This window comes from Cupriavidus sp. 96C5-1 (assembly GCF_057798855.1).
Genome location: NZ_JBYOJU010000063.1, coordinates 1 through 19,917 on the forward strand (window position 1 = coordinate 1; position 19,917 = coordinate 19,917).

At 63.4% G+C, this 19,917-nt stretch carries 15 protein-coding genes and 2 pseudogenes; 10 read left to right on the forward strand and 7 right to left on the reverse strand.

Translation table 11 applies throughout. The features are described 5' to 3' along the window. Nucleotides 1-2 precede the first annotated feature (2 nt). Nucleotides 3-1,187 (forward strand): beta-ketothiolase BktB, encoded by a 1,185-nt coding sequence (bktB, locus tag AC3FOF_RS40365; protein WP_276267765.1) that lies wholly within the window; start codon nucleotides 3-5, stop codon nucleotides 1,185-1,187. Nucleotides 1,188-1,483: 296 nt separating this feature from the next. Here the strand turns inward: bktB and AC3FOF_RS40370 are convergent, their stop codons facing one another. After that, the gene (locus AC3FOF_RS40370; protein WP_488729816.1) at nucleotides 1,484-2,329 is read right to left on the reverse strand and encodes an IclR family transcriptional regulator; all 846 of its coding nucleotides are present in this window, start codon (nucleotides 2,327-2,329) and stop codon (nucleotides 1,484-1,486) included. A 118-nt stretch (nucleotides 2,330-2,447) separates the two neighbouring features. Here AC3FOF_RS40370 and AC3FOF_RS40375 point away from each other — a divergent pair, with 118 nt between their 5' ends. Beyond that, complete coding sequence (locus tag AC3FOF_RS40375; RefSeq protein ID WP_488729817.1) at nucleotides 2,448-3,869, forward strand: amidase; 1,422 nt, start codon at nucleotides 2,448-2,450, stop codon at nucleotides 3,867-3,869. Nucleotides 3,870-3,901: 32 nt separating this feature from the next. Next, nucleotides 3,902-4,867, forward strand: a complete 966-nt coding sequence (locus AC3FOF_RS40380) for a Bug family tripartite tricarboxylate transporter substrate binding protein (RefSeq protein ID WP_017224423.1) — start codon at nucleotides 3,902-3,904, stop codon at nucleotides 4,865-4,867. A 666-nt stretch (nucleotides 4,868-5,533) separates the two neighbouring features. Here AC3FOF_RS40380 and AC3FOF_RS40385 read toward each other — a convergent pair. Next, a complete protein-coding gene (locus tag AC3FOF_RS40385) occupies nucleotides 5,534-6,433 on the reverse strand; it encodes a LysR family transcriptional regulator (protein WP_488729818.1) in 900 nt (299 codons plus the stop codon). A gap of 108 nt (nucleotides 6,434-6,541) precedes the next feature. On the opposite strand from AC3FOF_RS40385, the gene AC3FOF_RS40390 reads away from it, so the two are divergent. After that, nucleotides 6,542-7,315 (forward strand): SDR family oxidoreductase, encoded by a 774-nt coding sequence (locus tag AC3FOF_RS40390; protein WP_017224425.1) that lies wholly within the window; start codon nucleotides 6,542-6,544, stop codon nucleotides 7,313-7,315. A 302-nt stretch (nucleotides 7,316-7,617) separates the two neighbouring features. On the opposite strand, the gene AC3FOF_RS40395 is transcribed toward AC3FOF_RS40390, so the two are convergent. Next, nucleotides 7,618-8,061, reverse strand: coding sequence for a GNAT family N-acetyltransferase (locus AC3FOF_RS40395; protein ID WP_017224426.1), 444 nt, complete (start codon nucleotides 8,059-8,061; stop codon nucleotides 7,618-7,620). Between the two features lie 393 nt (nucleotides 8,062-8,454). Here AC3FOF_RS40395 and AC3FOF_RS40400 point away from each other — a divergent pair. After that, nucleotides 8,455-8,908: pseudogene (locus AC3FOF_RS40400) on the forward strand (IS6 family transposase); the annotation flags it as partial. Here AC3FOF_RS40400 and AC3FOF_RS40405 read toward each other — a convergent pair. Then, nucleotides 8,906-9,841: a LysR family transcriptional regulator gene (locus tag AC3FOF_RS40405; RefSeq protein WP_488729819.1), complete on the reverse strand. Its 936-nt coding sequence runs from the start codon at nucleotides 9,839-9,841 to the stop codon at nucleotides 8,906-8,908. The pseudogene AC3FOF_RS40400 and the gene AC3FOF_RS40405 sit on opposite strands and share 3 nt — an antisense overlap. A 131-nt stretch (nucleotides 9,842-9,972) precedes the next feature. Between AC3FOF_RS40405 and AC3FOF_RS40410 the strand changes: the two genes are divergently transcribed. The 4 genes from AC3FOF_RS40410 to AC3FOF_RS40425 all read left to right on the forward strand — a co-directional run bounded on the left by AC3FOF_RS40410 (nucleotide 9,973) and on the right by AC3FOF_RS40425 (nucleotide 16,660). After that, a complete protein-coding gene (locus AC3FOF_RS40410; protein ID WP_488729820.1) occupies nucleotides 9,973-11,292 on the forward strand; it encodes an MFS transporter in 1,320 nt (439 codons plus the stop codon). A gap of 162 nt (nucleotides 11,293-11,454) precedes the next feature. Further along, nucleotides 11,455-12,594 (forward strand): serine hydrolase domain-containing protein, encoded by a 1,140-nt coding sequence (locus tag AC3FOF_RS40415; RefSeq protein WP_276267770.1) that lies wholly within the window; start codon nucleotides 11,455-11,457, stop codon nucleotides 12,592-12,594. A gap of 615 nt (nucleotides 12,595-13,209) precedes the next feature. Next, nucleotides 13,210-13,968, forward strand: coding sequence for a DeoR/GlpR family DNA-binding transcription regulator (locus AC3FOF_RS40420; RefSeq protein ID WP_276267771.1), 759 nt, complete (start codon nucleotides 13,210-13,212; stop codon nucleotides 13,966-13,968). Between the two features lie 493 nt (nucleotides 13,969-14,461). Next, nucleotides 14,462-16,660 (forward strand): phosphocholine-specific phospholipase C, encoded by a 2,199-nt coding sequence (locus tag AC3FOF_RS40425; RefSeq protein ID WP_276267773.1) that lies wholly within the window; start codon nucleotides 14,462-14,464, stop codon nucleotides 16,658-16,660. A gap of 52 nt (nucleotides 16,661-16,712) precedes the next feature. On the opposite strand, the pseudogene AC3FOF_RS40430 reads toward AC3FOF_RS40425, so the two are convergent. Next, nucleotides 16,713-16,908, reverse strand: a pseudogene (locus AC3FOF_RS40430) (hypothetical protein); the annotation flags it as partial. A 20-nt stretch (nucleotides 16,909-16,928) separates the two neighbouring features. After that, nucleotides 16,929-17,240, reverse strand: coding sequence for a hypothetical protein (locus AC3FOF_RS40435; RefSeq protein ID WP_488729821.1), 312 nt, complete (start codon nucleotides 17,238-17,240; stop codon nucleotides 16,929-16,931). Between AC3FOF_RS40435 and AC3FOF_RS40440 the strand changes: the two genes are divergently transcribed. Continuing rightward, entirely contained in the window at nucleotides 17,233-17,979 is a 747-nt protein-coding gene (locus AC3FOF_RS40440) for a class I SAM-dependent methyltransferase (protein ID WP_017224433.1), read from the forward strand. The genes AC3FOF_RS40435 and AC3FOF_RS40440 overlap by 8 nt on opposite strands. Nucleotides 17,980-18,424: 445 nt before the next feature. Here the strand turns inward: AC3FOF_RS40440 and AC3FOF_RS40445 are convergent, their stop codons facing one another. Next, on the reverse strand, nucleotides 18,425-19,462 hold the full coding sequence (locus tag AC3FOF_RS40445) for a zinc-dependent alcohol dehydrogenase family protein (RefSeq protein WP_276265017.1): 1,038 nt from the start codon (nucleotides 19,460-19,462) through the stop codon (nucleotides 18,425-18,427). Nucleotides 19,463-19,917 lie beyond the last annotated feature (455 nt).

The following is a 19,917-nucleotide window of genomic DNA, read 5'->3' on the forward strand; positions in this document are numbered from 1 at the left end:
AGATGACACGTGAAGTGGTGGTGGTGAGCGGCGTGCGGACCGCGATCGGTACCTTCGGCGGCAGCCTGAAGGATCTTTCCCCGACCCAGATGGGTGCCATGGTGGTGCGTGAAGCACTGGCCCGCGCCCAGGTCAGCGGTGACGATGTCGGCCATGTGGTGTTTGGCAACGTGATCCAGACCGAACCACGGGATATGTACCTCGGCCGGGTGGCGGCAGTGGAGGGCGGCGTCACCATCGACGCGCCGGCACTGACCGTCAACCGCCTGTGCGGCTCGGGCCTGCAGGCCATCGTGAGCGCGGCGCAGTCCATCCTGCTGGGCGATACCGACGTGGCCATCGGCGGCGGGGCGGAAAGCATGAGCCGTGCGCCGTACCTGGCGCAGTCGGCACGCTGGGGGGCGCGCATGGGCGACGCCAAGATGCTCGACATGATGCTGGGCGCGCTGCACGATCCCTTCCATGGCATCCACATGGGCGTCACCGCCGAGAACGTGGCCAAGGAATACGACATCAGCCGCATCCAGCAGGACGAGGCCGCGCTGGAGTCGCATCGCCGTGCGTCGGCGGCGATCCGCGCCGGTCACTTCAAGGACCAGATCCTGCCGGTCACGCTGAAGGGCCGCAAGGGCGACGTCACCTTCGACACCGACGAGCACGTGCGCCACGACGCGGTCATGGAGGACATGTCCAAGCTCAAGCCGGTCTTCGTCAAGGAGAATGGCACGGTTACCGCGGGCAATGCCTCGGGCCTGAACGACGCCGCCGCCGCCGTGGTCCTGATGGAGCGTGCCGAGGCCGAGAAACGCGGCCTCAAGCCGCTGGCCCGCCTGGTCTCCTACGCGCATGCCGGCGTCGATCCCAAGACCATGGGCATCGGCCCGGTGCCGGCCACGAAGAAGGCGCTGGAACGCGCTGGCCTGACCGTGGCCGACCTCGACGTGATCGAAGCCAACGAGGCCTTTGCCGCACAGGCCTGCGCCGTCACCAAGGCGCTCGGGCTGGATTCGGCCAAGGTCAACCCGAACGGTTCAGGCATCTCGCTGGGCCACCCCATCGGCGCCACCGGCGCGCTGATCACCGTCAAGGCCCTGTACGAGCTGCAGCGCGTGCAAGGCCGCTATGCGCTGGTGACCATGTGCATCGGGGGCGGGCAGGGTATTGCTGCGATTTTTGAGCGGGTCTGAACTAAGGCCAAACCATTGCGCTTGGCACTGGGCGAGGGAGGAGCAGTTGGGGCGTGGCAATAAGAAGGGGAAATCCGGCAGGAAGTGTTGAGGATCATTACTCATATAAGTCAGCAAACTAGCGGACAGATGGGTACCTGAAGAACGAGCGCACGAGCTTTGGGTTGCGTTAATTTTTAGGGAGGTGCCGATTTGAAGTCAAACGGCTAGCGGAGGTGCGGCAGATCTCGCGAATTGCGGCCAATCCTCTTTAACGGCCGAGATCTGGAAAACCCAACTGCACGCGCGCCCGGCGATCAGGCCGGGCAGATGGCCTGTGCCGTCTGGAACAGCTCGGGCACGATCTCCCGCACAAGCCGCTCCCGTGGATAATCGTGCCCAGCAGCCGAGACGCTGATGGCGGCGAGCGGGAACTGCCTCCCGTCGCGGACCAGCACTGCCGCGCCGACCTGATTCTGCAGTACCTGACTATCGGTGAGCGCGTAGCCGTCTTCGCGGGCCTGGCGAATGGCGGCGAGCAGTTCATCGGGCTCGACCAGGGTGCGCGCCGTGAACGGCTGCCGCGGCGAGCGCTGCAACACCGAGAGCACTGCATCGTCGTCGAGCTGCGTCAGCAGCATGCGTCCCGCGCTGTTGCTCCAGGCCGGCATGCGACGGCCCGGCAGCATCTCGTTCAGTGTCAGTTGCCGGCTCGGCAAGCGCAGCAGGTAGATCATGTCCTGCCCCGCCAGCACGCTCATGTTCACCGCCAGCCCGCAGCGGTCGCGCAAGGCGACCAGATGCGGCGCCGCCATCGCGACCAGCCGGTCATTGCGCAGGAAGAAGTAGCCCAGCTCAACCACGCGAGGCCCAAGCCGATAGCGCCGCGATTCCGGGTCTTTCACCAGGTAATTCAGTTGCTCCCAGGTGTAGACGAAGCGCTGCGCCGCGCTCTTGCCCAGGCCGGTGACGCGCGCGATGTCGGTCAGTCCCAGCGATTCCGCGCTGTCACGGAAGGCCTCCAGCACGCGCATGCCCTTTTCCAACGAACCCACGAACAACGGATCGTCGGCGCGCTGGGCGGCGGTCGGTGTTTCCGTGTTGTCCTCGGGCGAGGTGGCGCCAGTGAGTCTGCCGCGCGGGTCCTTGGATGAAATCGTCATGGTGTCTCGGCAAAAGCTGATCGGGGAGGCTGGCGTGGATTGTCTCCGCTGCGGAATCCCCGTATGATGAATGAATAAACAATACAGTGTATTGTATAGCAATACAAGTGAGAATCCAATGACGAGCAAGCAGCCCTTGTGCCACTTGAGCGCGGTGGCACTCCGGACCGAAATCGGCGCCGGACGGGTCAGCGCTACAGAGGTGGTAACCGCGCACTTGGCGCAGATCGAGACCTGGAACCCGCGGGTCAACGCCATCGTGACGCTCGACGCGGAGCGCGCCCTGGCGCAGGCTGCCCGTGCCGACCAGGCACAGGCCAGCGGCGCCCCGCTGGGCTTGCTGCACGGCTTGCCGATCGCGCACAAGGACTCGTTCCTGACTGCGGGCATGCGCACCACTTATGGCTCACCGGTCTATCGCGATTTCATTCCCGAGCGGGACAGCCTGATCGTGACCCGCGAACGTGCGGCTGGCGCCATCACGCTGGGCAAGACGAACCTGCCGGAGTTCGGCGCGGGGTCGCAGACCTTCAACACCGTGTTCGGCCCCACCCGCAACCCGTACGACCTCGGCAAGACCGCGGGCGGCAGCAGCGGCGGGGCGGCCGCGGCTCTGGCTTGCGGCATGGTGCCGCTGGCCGATGGCACCGACATGGGCGGCTCGCTGCGCAACCCGGCGTCGTTCTGTAATGTGGTCGGGCTGCGTCCGTCCGCCGGCCGCGTGCCGCAATGGCCCACGGCCAGCCCGTACAACGCGCTGACCGTGGCGGGGCCGATGGCCCGCACGGTGGCTGATGTGGCGCTGCTGCTGGCCGCCACGGCCGGCCCCGACGCGCGCGATCCGCTGTCGATCGAACAGGATCCGCGCTGCTTCCTGGGCGCGCTCGAGCGCGACTTCAAGGGCACCCGCATTGCATTCGCGCCCACTTGGGGCGGCTTGCCCACGCAGCCGGCGGTGGTGCAGGCGCTCGATCGCCAGTTGGCGGTCTTCGAAGCGCTCGGCGCGCTGGTCGACATGGACTGCCCCGATTTCTCCGGCGCCGATGCATCGTTCCAGGCCCTGCGCGGGCAAGCTTTCGCGGTGGGATATGAAATGCTCCTACGGGAAAAACGCGACCAGCTCAAGGACTCGGTCATCTGGAACATAGAACTGGGCCTGCAGCAGGCGGGCTCGGTGCTGGTGCAGGCCGAACGCCAGCGCGCGGCGCTGTTCGCGCGCATGCACGCCTTCATGCAGACCCACGAATTCCTGATCGGCCCAGTCAGCCAGGTGGTGCCGTTCCCAGTCGAGCACGAGACCGTGCATGAGATCGAGGGAACGCCCATGCACAACTACATCGACTGGATGCGTTCGGGCTACTACCTGTCGTTGACCGGCCACCCGGTCATCTCGGTGCCGTGCGGCTTTACCGCCGACGGCTTGCCGGTCGGCATCCAGATCGTGGGCCGCTACCGCGACGAACTCGGCGTGCTGCAACTGGCCCGCGCCTTTGAACAAGCGACGCAGTTCTGGCTCCAGGCGCCGCGACTTCCCGACTGATTGCCACCTAAACCAAAGCAAGGGAGTTTCAGATGATCAAGCAGATACTCAACGCCGTCGTGTTTGGCGTCGTCTCCACCGCCTCGCTCTGCGCAAGCGCGCAGACCTACCCGACCAAGCCGGTCACCCTGGTGGTGCCGTTCCCGCCGGGCGGATCCGCCGACGTCATCGGTCGCCTCCTTGCCGCCAAGCTGGCACAGAACCTGGGCCAGTCCGTGGTGGTTGAAAACCGCCCGGGCGCCAATACCAGCCTCGCGGCCGCCGCAGTGGCGCGCGCGGCGCCGGACGGCTACACCGTCATGATCTCCGGGGCCCCCACGTATACGGTGAACCCGCTGCTCTATCAGAACCTGAAGTACGACCCGCTCAAGAGCTATGAGTACGTGGCGGCGGCGGGAAGCACGTCGTTCGTGATCCTGACCAATCCGCAAACCAAACTCAACAGTCTCGGCGATCTGACCACCCGCTCCTCCGAGCAGCCGCTGAGCTTCGGCTCGTTTGGCAATGGCTCGACGCCGCACATGGCCGGCGAGTTCCTGGCCCAGAAGACCGGCGTCAAGCTCCAGCACGTGCCCTACCGCGGCAGCGCGCCGGCGATGACCGACCTGATCGGCAACCAGATCCCGCTGTCGATTGACACCCTGGTCGCCGCGCTGCCGCAGATCAAGGCAGGCAAGGTCAAGGCGCTCGCGTTGACGGGCCACGCGCGTTCGGCGCTGGTGCCCAATGTGCCCACTGTGGCCGAAAGCGGTGTGGCCGGCTACGACTTTGAAACTTGGTTTGGCATCGTGGTGCCGCGCGGCACACCGGCCCCCATCGTGGCACGCCTGGCCAAGGGTGTGAGCACCGCAATGGCCGATCCGGACACGCGCACCAAGCTGCGCGATCAGGGATTCGAGTCGACCTTCCTCGACGCCGCAGCGTTCCGGCGCAAGGTGGAAAGCGAGTTGGATCGCAACGCGGGCATCATCAAGGTGGCGGGAATCACCGCCGACTGATCGTTGCATCGCAGCCCTGTCGCCGGCGAGTCGGTTTAGCCAAGCCGATGCACTGCCCATGGCACAGGCCACTGGGCGGTGACGCGCTACGGCTACGACGAGCGGGACTACGACTCCACTTGCATCACGATGATTGCGCCAGGAAATCGTCGGAAATGGGGTGATCGTACTATCCGTGCAAAACATAGCGGTAGCAAGGCGCGGAGCCGCCTGTAGCGAGCAATGCGTTTCGCGCGATCGGAGTATTTATAAGCCCCTGATAGATAATCACTTTCCGGGGCAAACCGCCAGAAAATGCACGGATAGTACGATCACCCCATCTACCCGCCGTGCACACCGGTTGCACACGCGCGAATCACACAACTTAGCCTGCAAGAAACGCCGCGAAACGGTCAATGTCCACGTTCCCGCCGCTAATGATGATGCACACGCGCTTGCCCATCAGGGCGCGATCGTCTTTGGCATGCTCATCAGGCCCAGTGTGGTGTTACGGAAGGCGCCGTCCGGCCACGCTACGGCGACCTGCATCGCCTGCAGGCAAGAATTGTCTGCGAGTGGATCATGCCTGATTGGGGGATTTATAAGTCATTGTTAGATTGGCCTTTCTGCAGCTTACCGGCTGAAAATGCTCGAAAAGCGCGATGACCTCAACCTGTACTGCAAACTTCAGCCAACAGCTACCTTTAAGACCTCCGTCAGCCAATCGCTGAACGCCTGGAGTCGCCGTGACAGGTGTCGGCGATGCGGATAGACCAGATGGACCGAGATTGACGGTGCTGGCCACGCTTGCAGCACCTCGACCAGCTCGCCTGCCGACAGGTGATTCTTGACGTCGAAGGCCGGGATCTGGATCAAGCCCAACCCGGCGAGGCAGCTGGCGATATAGGTCTCGGCGTTGTTCACCACCACCACGCCATCCATCCGCAGGGTCCGCAGGGACCCGTGCTCCATCCACTCCCAGGGTAAGACGCGTCCGCTCGTGGGAGACGCGTAGTTGACGGCTCGATGACCGGGCAGATCGGCAGGTGACTGGGGCACGCCGTGCTTCGACAGATAGGCCGGGCTGGCGCAGTTGACGAGCTGCAGCTGGCCCAATGGCCGCGCCACCAGGCTGCTGATGGAGAGCTTCCCCACGCGCAGGGCGCAGTCGATGCCTTCCTGCACCAGATCGATCATACGATCGCTAGAGCCCAACTCCAGCACCATGCCAGGATGGCGCTCGAAGAACATCGGCAACGCCGGGGCCACCAGCCGGCGCGCGATGCGGCTGGGCACGTCCACCCGCAGGCGCCCGGAAAGCGCCACGCCCTGCGGGCGGAACAGCTGCTCCAGTTCCTCGGCATCAGCCACCAGCGTGGCGGCGCGTTGCAGTAGCGCCTCGCCGTCCTGCGTCAGGCTCACTCGCCGCGTCGTGCGATTGAGCAAGCGCACGCCCAGGCGTGCTTCCAACTGCTGGATGGCCAGCGACACGGTAGGTCGCGGGAGCCCCATCTGGTCCGACGCAGCGGTGAAGCCGCCGCTGTGCGCCACACGCTGGAAGATGCGCAGCTGGTCGATCAGGTCCATGGCTTTATTGGTAACAAATCATGACTAGTCAATCTAATAAATTGAAGTTTATCGGTCAAGTTATGACCAATAGAATCCTTTAGCCATCCCCCCTGACTGGAGTCTCCCATGTCCAAGCACACCATCCCTGGCAAAGTTATCCTGATCGCCGGCGGCGCCAAGAACCTGGGCGGCCTGATCGCCCGTGACCTCGTTGCCCACGGCGCCAGGGCCGTGGCCATTCACTACAACAGCGATGCCAGCAAGGCCGACGCAGACGCCACGGTGGCCGCCCTCGAGAGCGCGGGTGCCAAGGCCGTCGCGCTGCAGGCCGACCTGACTACGGCCAGCGCCGTCGAAAAGCTGTTCGCCAATGCAGTAGCCGCCGTCGGCCGCCCGGACATCGCCATCAACACAGTGGGCAAGGTGCTGAAGAAGCCGATCGTCGAGATCAGCGAAGCCGAATACGACGAGATGAGCGCGGTCAACGCCAAGTCAGCATTCTTTTTCCTCAAGGAAGCCGGCAAGCATGTCAACGACGGCGGCAAGATCTGCACGCTCGTCACTTCGCTGCTGGGCGCCTTCACGCCGTTCTACGCCTCCTATGCCGGTACCAAGGCGCCGGTCGAGCATTTCACAAGAGCGGCCGCCAAGGAGTTCGGCGAGCGCGGCATTTCGGTAACTGCCGTCGGCCCGGGCCCGATGGACACGCCGTTCTTCTATGGTCAGGAGAGTACCGACGCGCAGGCCTATCACAAGACGGCCGCGGCGTTGTCTCCCTTCAGCAAGACCGGGCTGACCGACATCGAGGACGTGGTCCCCTTCATTCGCCATCTGGTGAGCGACGGCTGGTGGATCACCGGACAGACTATCCTGATCAACGGCGGGTACACGACGAAGTAAGCCGGGACGCTGTGCCGCCTCGTTTTTGGCTGAAGAGGCGGCCGGCCTTGCGAGCCGGTGGCCTGTGGGTGAACGGCTATCCCGGCGTTGCCCCGACCTTGGGCGGTTTCGCCCTTGCCCTATCCGGCCTGATGAGGGGGGCGCTGAAGCGGGTGGGCGCAGGCGTAGCGATAGGGGTGGCGAGCATATACGGGCCTGGTCTGCTCACACCTTTGCACAGCGGCACGTTCCAATCACCCCGCGCAAGCGTTACGCCGAGGAGCGCCGACGGGGTCCCGCCGGCGCTAACGCTCCTCGATGGCTCAAGTGAGCTCGCACCGCATGCAGAGAGCAGATGCCTGTGCTGCACGTTGAAATGCCGCCGACATTTTGATTTTTGCGGGGACCTGATCAGCAGGGAACAGGGAAAATCCCCAACGCGCAAAGTAGGCTGGGGCAGTGGTAGACAACAGGTAGGCCTCGCGCACTTCGGTCCCGCGAGCCTGCATCAATAGCGCTTCGACCAGTTGGCTGGCGATACCCCTGTCACGAAATGTCGGCTCGACCGCTACCGAGCGGATAAGGATCGCCTCACCGTGCCTTTCTGCTGCCGCGCACCCGATGACCCGACCATCTGCCAGCGCAATTTGGAACGAATCGATGATGTCGGAGACATCCTCCGTAGGCAGTCCGCAGCACTCAAGCAGTTCGGAAATTTGCTGGTAATCGGTTTGAGAGGCCGCGCGCAAACGAACGTCGGTCAACATTTCGACTAGGTCTCCAGGTTGCGCCGCCCCGGACGGGGAGAGGTCGGCTGCACTCGATGATCGCCTGATGGCATCTGCCCGCCATTTTTGTCATGCCGCCTTGGCCTGGCCCGGCTGAAGGGGGGCAGCGTCATTCGCGGGCTCGGCCAACATAGCCGGCACCCTACCACACTTGGTCCCGCAAGCCGGCTCTTCCGGCTATGGGCGTTTGAGAGTGATGATGCCTACTGCCGGAGCGGCACGGCTTCCGATGCCGGGCGATCTGGTCCTTGAGCATCGCCAGGCAGATCAAGCATGCGGGCATTGTCAGGTTGCCGGCTCGGTCGCGTAAGATGGCGCTATGAAGAAGAGGCAAGCTCGCTCCATCGCGGCCATCGCTATCCCGCCGCGGTCATCAGCAGCGCGGTGCGTTGGTACCTCCGGTTCAATCTGAGCCTGCGCGACATCGAGGAGCTGCTGTTCGAGCGAGGCGTGGTCGTAACCTATGGGACCATCCGTTGCTGGTGTGACAAATTCGGGGCCCACTTTGCTCACCGGGTGAAAGCCGAGCGGCGCAAACCGGGAAACGCCTGACATCTCGATGAGATGTTCGTGACGCTCGCGTGGCGCGCCACACCTGCTGTGGCGCGCAGTAGTCGAGCATGGCGCCGAACTCGACATCCTGCTGCAAAAGCGGCGCGACAAGGCTGCGGCCAAACGCTTCTTCAAGCGGCTGCTTCGCTCATGCCCAGTACCGAGCAAGATCGTCACCGATCAGTTGCGCAGCTATCCTGCGGCAAAGGCTGACGTTCCGGAACTGGCGAACGTGAAACATGTGTTCGTCAAAGCCAGCGCTCGCGTGAATTCAAGCCAGCATGCGCTGGATCTCCAGCCGCGCGCATTCGGCAAACCAGTCGGCCGACGCGTCCAGCCTGTGGCCCTTGCGCGTGACGAGGCCCAGGGGCAGGCTGGGCAGGGGCTGGCGCACGACAATCTCCTTGGAAACGCCGGCCAGCCAGGGTACCGAGAGGATGGGCCGGGGCGTGGGAACAATGGCGGCCCCTTCGGATGAAAGTACCAGTGATGCCATGGAGGAGGTGCATTCCATGGCCTGGCCCAGCGCGCTCACGCTATGGCTGGCTAGCCAGCGTCTTACCGCCTCGCTGATGCCGCCGCGCGAGCTGTCCAGCAGCCAGGGAGCGGCATGGGCCAGGTCGGCTAGGTCGTAGGATTGCGGCACCGGGTGCTTGCTGCGGCTGCGTGAAGCGGAGGCGGAGGCGGGCAGGCGGCCTGCGAGCGCGATTTCCAGCTCTCCCAGATTCTCAAATGCGAGGTCCGAGCCCTGCGCCCCGGGCAGTACGGCCGCGATGGCCAAGTCGATGGTGCCATCGCGCAGCATGGGCAGGGTCTGGGACAGAAAGGCATCGCGGATGCTCAGCGGAGCGTGGGGAAAGCGTTGCCGAAAGCGCGAGACGGTCTCGGTCAGGCAGACCAGCGAGAACGTGGGCGTGACCGCCACCTTGACGGGCGGACTGCCGAGGCCTTGCCTGTGGCGCACGGCGGCGCGCGCCTCGTCCATCTGGGCGAGTATGAGCTTGGCATGGGCCAGTAACTCCGCGCCCACAGGCGTGAGGCTCACGCCCTGCGGGTTGCGTTGCAGCAAGGAGGCCTGCATGTCCAGCTCCAGTTCGCGCAAGGCCTTGGTCAAGGCGGTCTGGGACAGCGACAAGGACTGGGCTGCGCGCCGGATGCTGCCGTGCTCGGCCACGGCGACCAGTGCATGCATCTGGTGTTTTTTCATGAGGGCTGATCGCGTCGCCAGGTGGAGATGACAACCAAAAGTGTGCGCCCTGAGATTTTACCGCTACCACCTGCATTGACCCAGCGCGCATAGTCGCAGGCATAACGATCAAAACTCCCAGGAGACGCCCCGTGCATTCCACCACTCAGGCCGCCACGCCCATTCGAGAACCATTTGACCAGGACAAGGGCGAGCAGGATCGCATCTACGCCAAGGTCACTCTGCGCCTGATCAGCTTTCTGTTCATCGGCTATGTGTTTGCCTTCATAGACCGCACCAACGTGGGCTTTGCCAAGCTGGGCATGCAGGCCGAGCTTGGCTTTAGCGAAGCCGTGTTCGGCCTGGGCGCGGGTATTTTCTTCGTGAGCTATTTTCTGCTCGAAGTGCCCAGCAACATCATGCTGGGCCGCTTTGGCGCGCGCCGCTGGATCGCGCGCATTCTGATCACGTGGGGCCTGCTGTCAGCGGCCACCTTGCTGGTGAAGACACCTACGCAGTTCTACGCGGTGCGCTTCTTGCTGGGTGGGGCCGAGGCGGGCTTCTTCCCCGGGGTGATGCTGTATCTGACGCAGTGGTACCCGGCCGAGCGCCGCAGCCGCGTGATCACCTTGTTCATGGCCGCCATTCCCGTAGGCAGCTTGCTTGGCGGCGTTGTCTCTGGCTGGATCTTGCAGCACTTCGCAAGCAGCTCCCTCATGGCTGCGTGGCAGTGGCTGTTTCTGCTCGAAGGCGCGCCTGCCGCGCTGGTGGGCGTGATCGCGCTGTGGTATCTGGATGACGGCATAGACCAGGCGCGCTGGCTCAGCCCAGCGGAAAAGCAGATGCTCAAGGCCCATGTGGCCAGCGATGGTAACCAAGCCATGACGCACAGCGTGGCCCAGGCGATGCGCTCGCCCCTGGTTTGGCTGCTGGCCTTCGTCAACTTCGCCTATCTGGCCGGGGTGACGCTGATGTTCTGGATGCCCAGCATGCTGCGCGACGCGGGCGTCAAGAGCACCGTGACCATCGGCTGGATGGTGGCCGCGCCGTTCGCGCTGGCCGTGGTGGGCATGCTGGCTCTGGGGCGCACCTCGGACCGTTTGCGCGAGCGGCGCTGGCATACGGCGATTCCCGGGCTGATCAGCGTCCTGGGCGTGGCCTTGATGCCGTTTGCGATGGGCGACGCCAACTTGCTTTTGATGGTATCGCTGCTGGCTGTGACGGGCAACGTGGTAGCCAATGCCTTGTACTGGAATCTGCCAACGGCCCTGCTTTCGGGCCCAGCGGCCCTGGTGGGCATTGCCTTCATCAACGCCTTTGGGCAGATGGCGGGCTTCCTGGGCCCCACGGTGTTTGGCAAGCTGTTCACGGTAACAGGTTCGGCCACCACGGGGCTTTACTTGCTGGCCGCAATGCTGGCCCTGGGCAGCCTGGCCGTGCTCGTGATTCCGCGTCGGCTGGTGAACCGCTGAGCGCAAGCACTGCCACTTCCTTCGATTCTCCGCGTGGCCCGGGCACTTTCGGGGCGCGTCTTTTCCATACCGCAGCAAGGAGTTCAGGCCATGGCGCCCGAATGCAGCTCTCTGATCCAACGAGGACCACAAGAACAACGAGGCCTGGGCGCGGCCCAGGATTTGTATGAACTCAGCGCCGAGGTGCAGACCCATACCTTTCGCAACATGCCGGCGCTATATCCGGTGCGGATCGTGCCGCGCGGCGCGCAGGTTCGTGCGCTGGGGCGGGGCCCGGAGATCGATCCGCGCTACGAGGTCGATGGCCAGAGCCTCGATGCCCAGGCCTTCATGGCGCGCAACGACGTGACCGGCCTGCTGGTGATGAAGGGCGACGACGTCGTGCTCGAGCGCTATGCCCAGGGCAATGACGAGGGCACGCGCTGGACCTCGTTTTCCGTGGCCAAGTCCATCTCCTCCACCCTGGTAGGGGCGGCGCTGCACGATGGTGCCATTGCCAGCCTCGACGATTCGGTGGTGCGCTACGTGCCCGCGCTCAAGGGATCGGGCTATGAGGGCGTGACGGTGGAGCAGGTGCTGAACATGACATCCGGCCTGCGCTGGGACGAGACCTACCGCAATCCAGGATCGGACAGGCGTGCCATGTTCGCAGCCCAGCTCAGCCTGGTGCCGGGCAGCATCCTGAAGGTGCTCGCGCAGTTGCCGCGCATGCATGCGCCGGGAACGGTGTTCAACTACAGCACGGGAGAGTCGTTCCTGCAGGCCGAGATCGTGAGCGCCGCCACGGGCATGAGTGCCGCCAGCTACCTGTCGAAAAAAATCTGGCAGCCCTTGGGGATGGAACGAGATAGCTTCTGGCAGCTGGACAGCCCTGATGGCATGGAGATAGGCAGCAGCGGCTTTGGCGCGGTGTTGCGCGACTATGGGCGCTTTGGCCGTTTCATCGCCAATGGCGGGTGCGTAGAGGGCCGTGCCGTGCTGCCGCCGGGCTGGGTGGACGACATTCCCAACCTGCCCGGGGACTCGGCGTTGCTCGACGTCAAGCCCTATGCGGGAGGCCATGCCCTGGGCTATCACCGCCAGTGGTGGCTGCTGCCCCAGGGCGAGAAGGCCTTGCCGGCCCATGGTCCCGGGGCGTTCTCGGCCATAGGCGTGTTCGGCCAGTACCTCTACATCAACCGCGATGCCGACGTAGTGGCCGTGCTTTGGGGCTCGGCGTCGGCGCCCGAGATGCCCGCTTACGAGGGCGAGATACTCGCATTCCTGGGCGCGGCCGTGCAAGCCGCGGGCCAAGCGGGTTAACGGTCCTGGACCACCGGGCGCGGGCGCCCCATGCCACTGCCTTTCCTACCGGATGCGAACTTAGGTCAGCTATCTGGTACCCCCTTGACGACTTCCCAAGTGAAAGCCGTGGCGCCGCAGAGCCTTGCTGCAGGCGGCTCCAAGCCCGACTACCGCCCCGAAAGATTCCGTCCTTTTCGCAGAAGAACGCCACGGGCTTCATCTACTTTTCCTCTTGGGCCGACGCCCCTTCGGTCCAGCCCCACTACAGGACCTTCAACCCTGCTACGGACGTCTCCGCCCCTGTGCCCCGTATCGGTACTCTCATCCTTGCGGAGACTTTCCGCTTGGATTTATCCCTTCGCATCGGGACGATAGGTTCCCAAATTCCTTATCGAAGCCTGCATCAAAGTCACGCCACCTTTGTGCCGGCTGCCGATTAGGCCGTCAGCAGGCATCGCCCAAGCTTGTCCCGGAGCGTGCAATCCCCCCCCCAGACCCGCGCATTGCTCCGCCCGACCTGCCTCTCCAATCCGCAACGCAAAACGAATCCGCTCGCCGGCAATGCCGGTCATGTTGTCGTCACATCCGCCAAGTACATTTTCATTCGAACATAATTCTTGCGCGAATGAACAAATGAGCCTGAGCCGCCGTCAACGAGACATCCTCGACTGGTTGCACGAAGTCGACCAGCTGAGCACTGAGCAACTGGCCGGCCACTTCAACGTGAGCAGCCAAACGATCCGTCGCGACATCAACGATCTCGATGAACAAGGCCTGGTCAAGCGCGTGCACGGCGGACTGAGCCTGCCGACGAACCAGCACAATAAGAGTTTCCTGCAGCGAAGCAATGTCCAGATCGAACGCAAGCGCCGTATCGCGCAGGCGGCCGTCGGTCTCATGCAGGACGACGCGACGATCTTTCTTGGCTATGGCACGACGGTGGCGGAATTCGCGCGTGCCCTTCCTCCGGACCGGCCGCTACGCGTGGTGACGAACAACATCGATGCCGTACGGGCTTTGGCCGACAAACCTGGGATAGAGACCTGGGTGGCTGGCGGCAAGCTGCGGCCAGCCGACCGCGATGTGATGGGAAGCGCCACGCTCGACTTCCTGCGCAAGTTCCGCGCGCACTTCGCGATCTGCGGCGTGGGCGCCGTGAGCGCCGACGGCACGCTCTACGAATTCCAGCCGGACGAAGCCGAATTGACCCAGGTCCTCCTCACGCACAGCCATCGCAGGCTGCTGCTTGCCGACAGTAGCAAGTTTCTGCGCGAGGCGCCCTGCAGGGTGGCGACGCTCGAACAGGTCGATCACTTCTTCACCGATGCCGACGTCTCCGCCGAGCTGCAAGCGCTCTGCGAGCGCGCGGGCGTGGAGACGCACCTTTGCTAAATGCCATGGCATGCCGGAACGGGACCAACGACTCGCGTATCGGCAGGCCCGACGTACCCCGACATACCAGACGCGAACGCGCTCGCGCGGCGTCGAAAACAAACCCCATGAAGCGTACCGGCACAGTCTTTCCCTCGCAGCCGAGCCTGCTCTAGGTACGCCCCGTGGTTGTCGCAGTACTCGCCATTGCGGCCGCCCGAATGACCACGAAGCACATCGCAACGATTCTTGCTCGGACTGCAACTGACCATCTCATGACTAGACCAATCCCTACACATCAAGAAACAAGCCGATCCATGCTGGGCATTGGTGCGCTATGCATCGTGTTGTTGCTGGGTGGCTGCGGTGGCGACGACAACGCGACGACGCCAACCACTCCGGCCAACCCCGGCGGCACTACGCCAGCGGCCTGCACCACGGCGCACTGCGCGCCAGCGCCCTGACTGAGGCACACCAAGATTTTGTCCGAGCAACCCGCAATCCTTGATCCGGTATGACCTTCAATCCTTCCAAACGCAAGTTCCTGCGCTCCTCCCTTGGCACCGCTGCCGCTGCCGCGACGCTTTCCACCTTCCCTCCGAGCATCCGGCGCGCGCTAGCCATCGAGGCCAACAACGCCACCGGCACCATTCAGGACGTCAAGCACGTGGTGATGGTGATGCTCGAAAACCGCGCCTTCGACAGCTACTTCGGCACCTTCAAGGGCGTGCGCGGCTATGGCGACCGCCATCCCATTCCGCTGGCCAATGGTCGCAATGTCTTCTACCAGACCGATGCGCTCGGCAACACTGTCACCCCGTACCACCTCGACGTGGCGAAGGGCAACGCGCAACGCGCTGGCGGCACGCCGCACACGTGGCCCGATGCGCAGGCAGCGTGGGATCACGGCCGCATGAATAAGTGGCCGAGCGCCAAGACGCCACTGTCGATGTCGTACTTCGAGAATACCGAGGTGCCGTTCCACCGTGCCCTGGCAGATGCATTCACGCTGTGCGACGCCTATCACTGCTCGATGCACACCGGCACCATTCCGAACCGGCTTTTCTACTGGACTGGCACCAACGGCCCGAGCGGCTCCAACGTGGCGGCCATGGTGAACGAGTTCAATGGCGGCAACGATGTCGGGCCGTCCTCGCAGGGCTGGACGTGGACCACCTACGCCGATCGCCTGGAGGCAGCCGGCGTGCCCTGGAAGGTCTACCAAACCTTGAACGACAACTTCGGCTGCAACGAGTTGATGTGCTTCCGCCACTGGCGCGCCGCCATCGAGTCGATGCCAGTAGCGCGCCGTCCGGTAGCCCTCCCTGCCATCTCGCCCGCGTACGATCCCACAATCGACGACGCGCTCAGCCCGCTTGCAAAGGGGTTCGGCAACACGATGCCCGACGGGTTCCTGCAGACGTTCCGTGACGACGTGCAGAACGGCACGCTGCCCTCGGTGTCGTGGATCGTTGCGCCGTCCACCTACAGCGAACACCCCGGCCCCTCCAGCCCAGCGCAAGGCGGCTGGTACATCCAGCAAGTCCTGGACGCGCTCACCGCGAATCCGGACGTCTGGAGCAAGACCGTGCTGCTGATCAACTACGACGAGAACGACGGCTTCTTCGACCACCTGCCGCCGCCGTCGGCACCGTCGCGCAACCCCGATGGCACCTTGGCCGGCGCGAGCACGCTGTCAGACGCCGACATGGCCTTCGAGTACTTCAACTATACACCGGCGACTTCGAACCAGCTGACGATGGACGGCAAACCCTTCGGCCCCGGCCCGCGCGTGCCGCTTTGGGTGATCTCGCCGTGGAGCCGTGGCGGATGGGTCAACTCGCAGACGTTCGACCACACCTCCACGCTGCTCTTTCTGGAGAAGCGGTTTGGCGTGCGCGAGCCCCAGATCGGCGCGTATCGCCGCGCCGTTTGCGGCGACCTGACGTCCGCCTTCAACTTTGTGAATCCGAACAAGGAGCGCATTCCCACGCTGGCCGGCCGCACGACCAAGGTGGCGGTCGACACCCTGGTGAAGACACAAGCCGCCATGCCCGCGATTCCGGTGCCCGCGGCGGCGAGCTTGCCGGTGCAGGAAGCCGGCTCCCGCCCTTCCCGTGCGCTGCCTTACGAATTGCACACCACCGCGCGTACCGACGCCTCGGGGACCGTCACGCTGCTGTTTGCTAACAACAGCACGAATGGCGTTGGTGCCGTGTTCCACGTCTACGACAAGCTTCATCTCGACAGCATTCCGCGACGCTACGTAGTGGAAGCAGGCAAATCCCTCGACGGGCTCTGGAGTACTGCCGCCGACACGGGCAGGTACAACCTCTGGGTGCTCGGCCCGAATGGCTACCACCGCGAATTCATCGGCGATACGAAAGAGCAGTCCACCGCGGGCGGCGTGGAAGTCCAGGTCTGCTACGCGTTGTGCGATCCGCCGCAGGTGCAGGTCAAGCTGTATAACCGCGGCACCAAGGCGGCCAACTTCAGCGTCAGCGCAACGGCTTACCGGACCGATGGTCCGTGGTCCGCGCGTGTCGAGGTAGGTCAGGTCGGCGAGCTGAACTGGGCGGTGGGCGAAAGCGGCGGCTGGTATGACCTTGTAGTCAACTGCGACGCCGCGCCTGCGTTCCAGCGCAGGTTCGCTGGCCGAATCGAGAACGGCAAGGACTCGGTCTCGGACCCGGCGATGGGCCAAGCGGCCTGAGCGACCAGGCGAGCGACACCCCGGCACGTGGTCCCGGGGCATTTTCACACCGCTATTTACGCAGATCGAAGCGGTCGAGGTTCATCACCTTGACCCAGTCTGCGACGAAGTCCTTCACGAACCTGTCCGCTCCGTTCTCGCTTGCGTAGACTTCGCAGAGTGTCCTTAGCCGGGCATTTGAACCGAATACAAGATCCACGCGCGATCCGGTCCACTTCACCTGTCCTGTCTGGATCGCGTCCTTCGAACCACATTGCGCGAGCGCCTTTCAAGCCGTTCCGCCTTGGGGCCGGTGGTCAAAAATCCGGGCGCGGCGGTGGCCGCTCCCGGTGTTACGTCCAAAACCAAAGCCGCCACGCAGCCGACTTCGATCAGGCGGCAGCGTGGCGGCGTACAAATGCCTTGTACGCGTTCTTAGCGTGATCGGTCGGATGCCACATCTGGCCAATCGCACTTCAAACATCAGGAGATGCGGCTTCACGGGAAGCTGTTCAGCATGTTCCTGCCGGGCGACAATACAGATATCAGCGTCATCCAGTTGAAGCTGTTCACCCATAAAGAGATTTCGCGAAATGGACATTCCACGGATCTTCAACATCACTGAGAGCGCTCATCGCATCCATAACCCGATTACCCCCGAAAAGCTCGCCACGCTCGGTGCTGCTCTACGCCTGCAACCAGGGGCGCAAGTGCTCGATCTCGGCAGCGGTTCAGGGGAGATGCTATGTACCTGGGCACGCGATCATGGCGTTATCGGCACCGGCATCGACATGAGCCCACTGTTCACTGAGCAAGCGAAACGCCGTGCGGTAGAACTCGGCGTCGCCGATCAAGTCCGGTTCATCCATGGCGATGCCGCCGGCTATGTCTCTGACGAGAAAGCCTGTGTGGCGGCCTGTGTCGGTGCCACATGGATCGGCGGAGGAGTCGGCGGCACTATCGAGCTTTTGGCGCGCAGCCTGCGCGCCGGAGGGATCATCCTCATCGGTGAGCCCTACTGGCGGCAGTTTCCGCCGACGGAAGATGTGGCTAAGGGGTGCCTTGCCAACTCCATCTCCGACTTTCTCAAGCTTCCAGAACTGCTCGCGTCTTTCGGCCACCTTGGCTACGACGTCGTTGAAATGGTCCTGGCTGACCAGGACGGCTGGGACAGATACGAGGCGGCCAAATGGCTCACCATGCGCTGCTGGCTTGAAGCCAATTCCGATGACGAGTTCGCGAAAGAGGTTCGAGCCCAACTGGCCTCGGAACCCGAGCGCTACACTACCTACACACGTGAATACCTAGGCTGGGGTGTGTTCGCGCTGATGGCTCGGTGATGAGGACGGCTACGCAAGTGGAAGAAGGCCGAGAGCCGGACTGACGTCTTCGGTACGTCGCCTTTGCGTCAATAGCCTTGTCGTGGGGGCGCGGGAACCGCCCCCCCGCCCGTTAGGGGAAGGGTTATGGTCCCCCCCCCCCCCCTTGTGGTCCATTCGCGTGTTGGGGGGGGGGTTTACCGCCCCGACGCGCAGTTGCGTGAACTGGTGAGAAGCCACCCGAACGCCACGATCAGGGAGTTGGTCCAAGGCAAGGCATGGCCGAGATTCGCAACTATGCTCTGCAGCGCATAATTGCGATTATGCACAGTTCCCGGTTATGCGCAGTCCGTAGGGCATTAGGAATTGCAATGTCCGGCCTTCAACTGCTTGCGCCAGATCTGGCCCGAAACGGCCTCGCATAATCGGTTGTGCGTCCGAAATTCGGTCGGACGGCGTCCGAAATTCAGGCGGAAATAATGACCTTCAATGCCTTGGACTGCGCCGCATTGGCGAAGGTGTCATACGCTTGCATAATCTCCTCAAGGCGGAACCGGTGCGTAATCAGTTGAGCCGGATCCAGCTTCTTGGCCGCCACGGTCTTGAGCAGCATTCCCGTCGTCTGGGTGTCCACCAGCCGCGTTGTGATAGAGATGTTCTGCATCCACAACGTTTCGAGATGGAGGTCCACTTTGCTGCCATGTACACCCACGTTGGCAATCACTCCACCGGGCGCAACGATGTCCTGGCAAACCTGAAAGGTTGCCGGGATCCCGACAGCTTCGATGGCCGTGTCCACGCCCAATCCGTCGGTCAGGAGCCGCACCGCCTCGGCGGCCAGTTCGCGGCCACTGTTGATCGTATCGGTAGCACCGAAACGCAGGGCTACCTCGAGGCGGCTATCGTCCAGATCAATCACGATAATGCGCGCGGGCGAATAGAACTGCGCCGTCAGCAGCGCAGCCAGCCCGACCGGGCCAGCCCCCACGATCGCGACGGTCCCGCCAGGGGCGACTTTCCCATTAAGCACGCCGCACTCGAACCCGGTAGGCAGAATATCGCTGAGCATCACCAATGAGGCTTCGTCCTGTCCGGGCGGAATGCGGTACAGGCTGGTGTCCGCGTGAGGGATGCGAACATACTCGGCCTGCGTGCCGTTGATGGTGTGGCCCAGCAGCCAGCCTCCGGTGGTGCAGTGCGAATACATGGCGCGGCGGCAGTAGTCACACTTTCCGCAACTGCTGATGCAGGAGATCAGCACACGATCGCCCGCCCTGAAGCTGGACACGCCCGCCCCGACCGATTCGATCACGCCTACACCTTCGTGACCCAGAACCGTACCGGGTTCGCAGGTCGGGACATCCCCCTTCAGGATATGTAGATCCGAGCCGCAAATCGTCGTGTGGGTGACTTTCACCACAGCGTCGGTGGGTTCCATGACCTCAGGCATTGGAACGTCCTTGACCGATTTCTTGCCCGGGCCACCATACACAAGAGCCTTCATGTCTTTCTCTCCTTTTTTGCTTTGCAAGCCGGTAAATACCGGTTGCCTTCGTTCGCCACGAACCAGGCAGCAGGTCCAGGATGGACTCGCAGGCAAAAGCGAGTACACAGCGCCGTCGATGCCAGCTCGAATGCCACAGATCCCGTACATGCAGCCAGATACCGACTCGATTGCCTCTTGCCGGAATCAAATCACTTCGAATCAGAATATCCTGAGCACCGATCAAGATGCCTTTGCTGTTTCAGCAAATATCGTGCCACGCAATCTTGATGGTGGTGCTAGAGGCGGAATGCCCCCTGGGCACGTGGCCTACCGTCCTAAAATGCTACGCGGCATCGGACAATTCGTCCGAATTCAAGTCGCCGTCCGGGCTGGTAGCCATCTCATGAAAAAGTGGGGTCGCATCAGTGGCAGGGGGAAGCAATCTCTATGCGGATCTGATGTAAGCGCGAAAT

Excerpts from the sequence above, each read along its gene's own strand:
- bktB (WP_276267765.1), top strand. The coding sequence starts at position 3 with ATGACACGTGAAGTGGTGGTGGTGAGCGGCGTGCGGACCGCGATCGGT.
- AC3FOF_RS40385 (WP_488729818.1), bottom strand. The coding sequence starts at position 6,433 with ATGGACCTGATCGACCAGCTGCGCATCTTCCAGCGTGTGGCGCACAGC.
- AC3FOF_RS40380 (WP_017224423.1), top strand. The coding sequence starts at position 3,902 with ATGATCAAGCAGATACTCAACGCCGTCGTGTTTGGCGTCGTCTCCACC.
- AC3FOF_RS40420 (WP_276267771.1), top strand. The coding sequence starts at position 13,210 with ATGAGCCTGAGCCGCCGTCAACGAGACATCCTCGACTGGTTGCACGAA.
- AC3FOF_RS40425 (WP_276267773.1), top strand. The coding sequence starts at position 14,462 with ATGACCTTCAATCCTTCCAAACGCAAGTTCCTGCGCTCCTCCCTTGGC.
- AC3FOF_RS40375 (WP_488729817.1), top strand. The coding sequence starts at position 2,448 with ATGACGAGCAAGCAGCCCTTGTGCCACTTGAGCGCGGTGGCACTCCGG.
- AC3FOF_RS40435 (WP_488729821.1), bottom strand. The coding sequence starts at position 17,240 with ATGTCCATTTCGCGAAATCTCTTTATGGGTGAACAGCTTCAACTGGAT.
- AC3FOF_RS40395 (WP_017224426.1), bottom strand. The coding sequence starts at position 8,061 with ATGTTGACCGACGTTCGTTTGCGCGCGGCCTCTCAAACCGATTACCAG.
- AC3FOF_RS40440 (WP_017224433.1), top strand. The coding sequence starts at position 17,233 with ATGGACATTCCACGGATCTTCAACATCACTGAGAGCGCTCATCGCATC.
- AC3FOF_RS40390 (WP_017224425.1), top strand. The coding sequence starts at position 6,542 with ATGTCCAAGCACACCATCCCTGGCAAAGTTATCCTGATCGCCGGCGGC.
- AC3FOF_RS40405 (WP_488729819.1), bottom strand. The coding sequence starts at position 9,841 with ATGAAAAAACACCAGATGCATGCACTGGTCGCCGTGGCCGAGCACGGC.
- AC3FOF_RS40370 (WP_488729816.1), bottom strand. The coding sequence starts at position 2,329 with ATGACGATTTCATCCAAGGACCCGCGCGGCAGACTCACTGGCGCCACC.
- AC3FOF_RS40445 (WP_276265017.1), bottom strand. The coding sequence starts at position 19,462 with ATGAAGGCTCTTGTGTATGGTGGCCCGGGCAAGAAATCGGTCAAGGAC.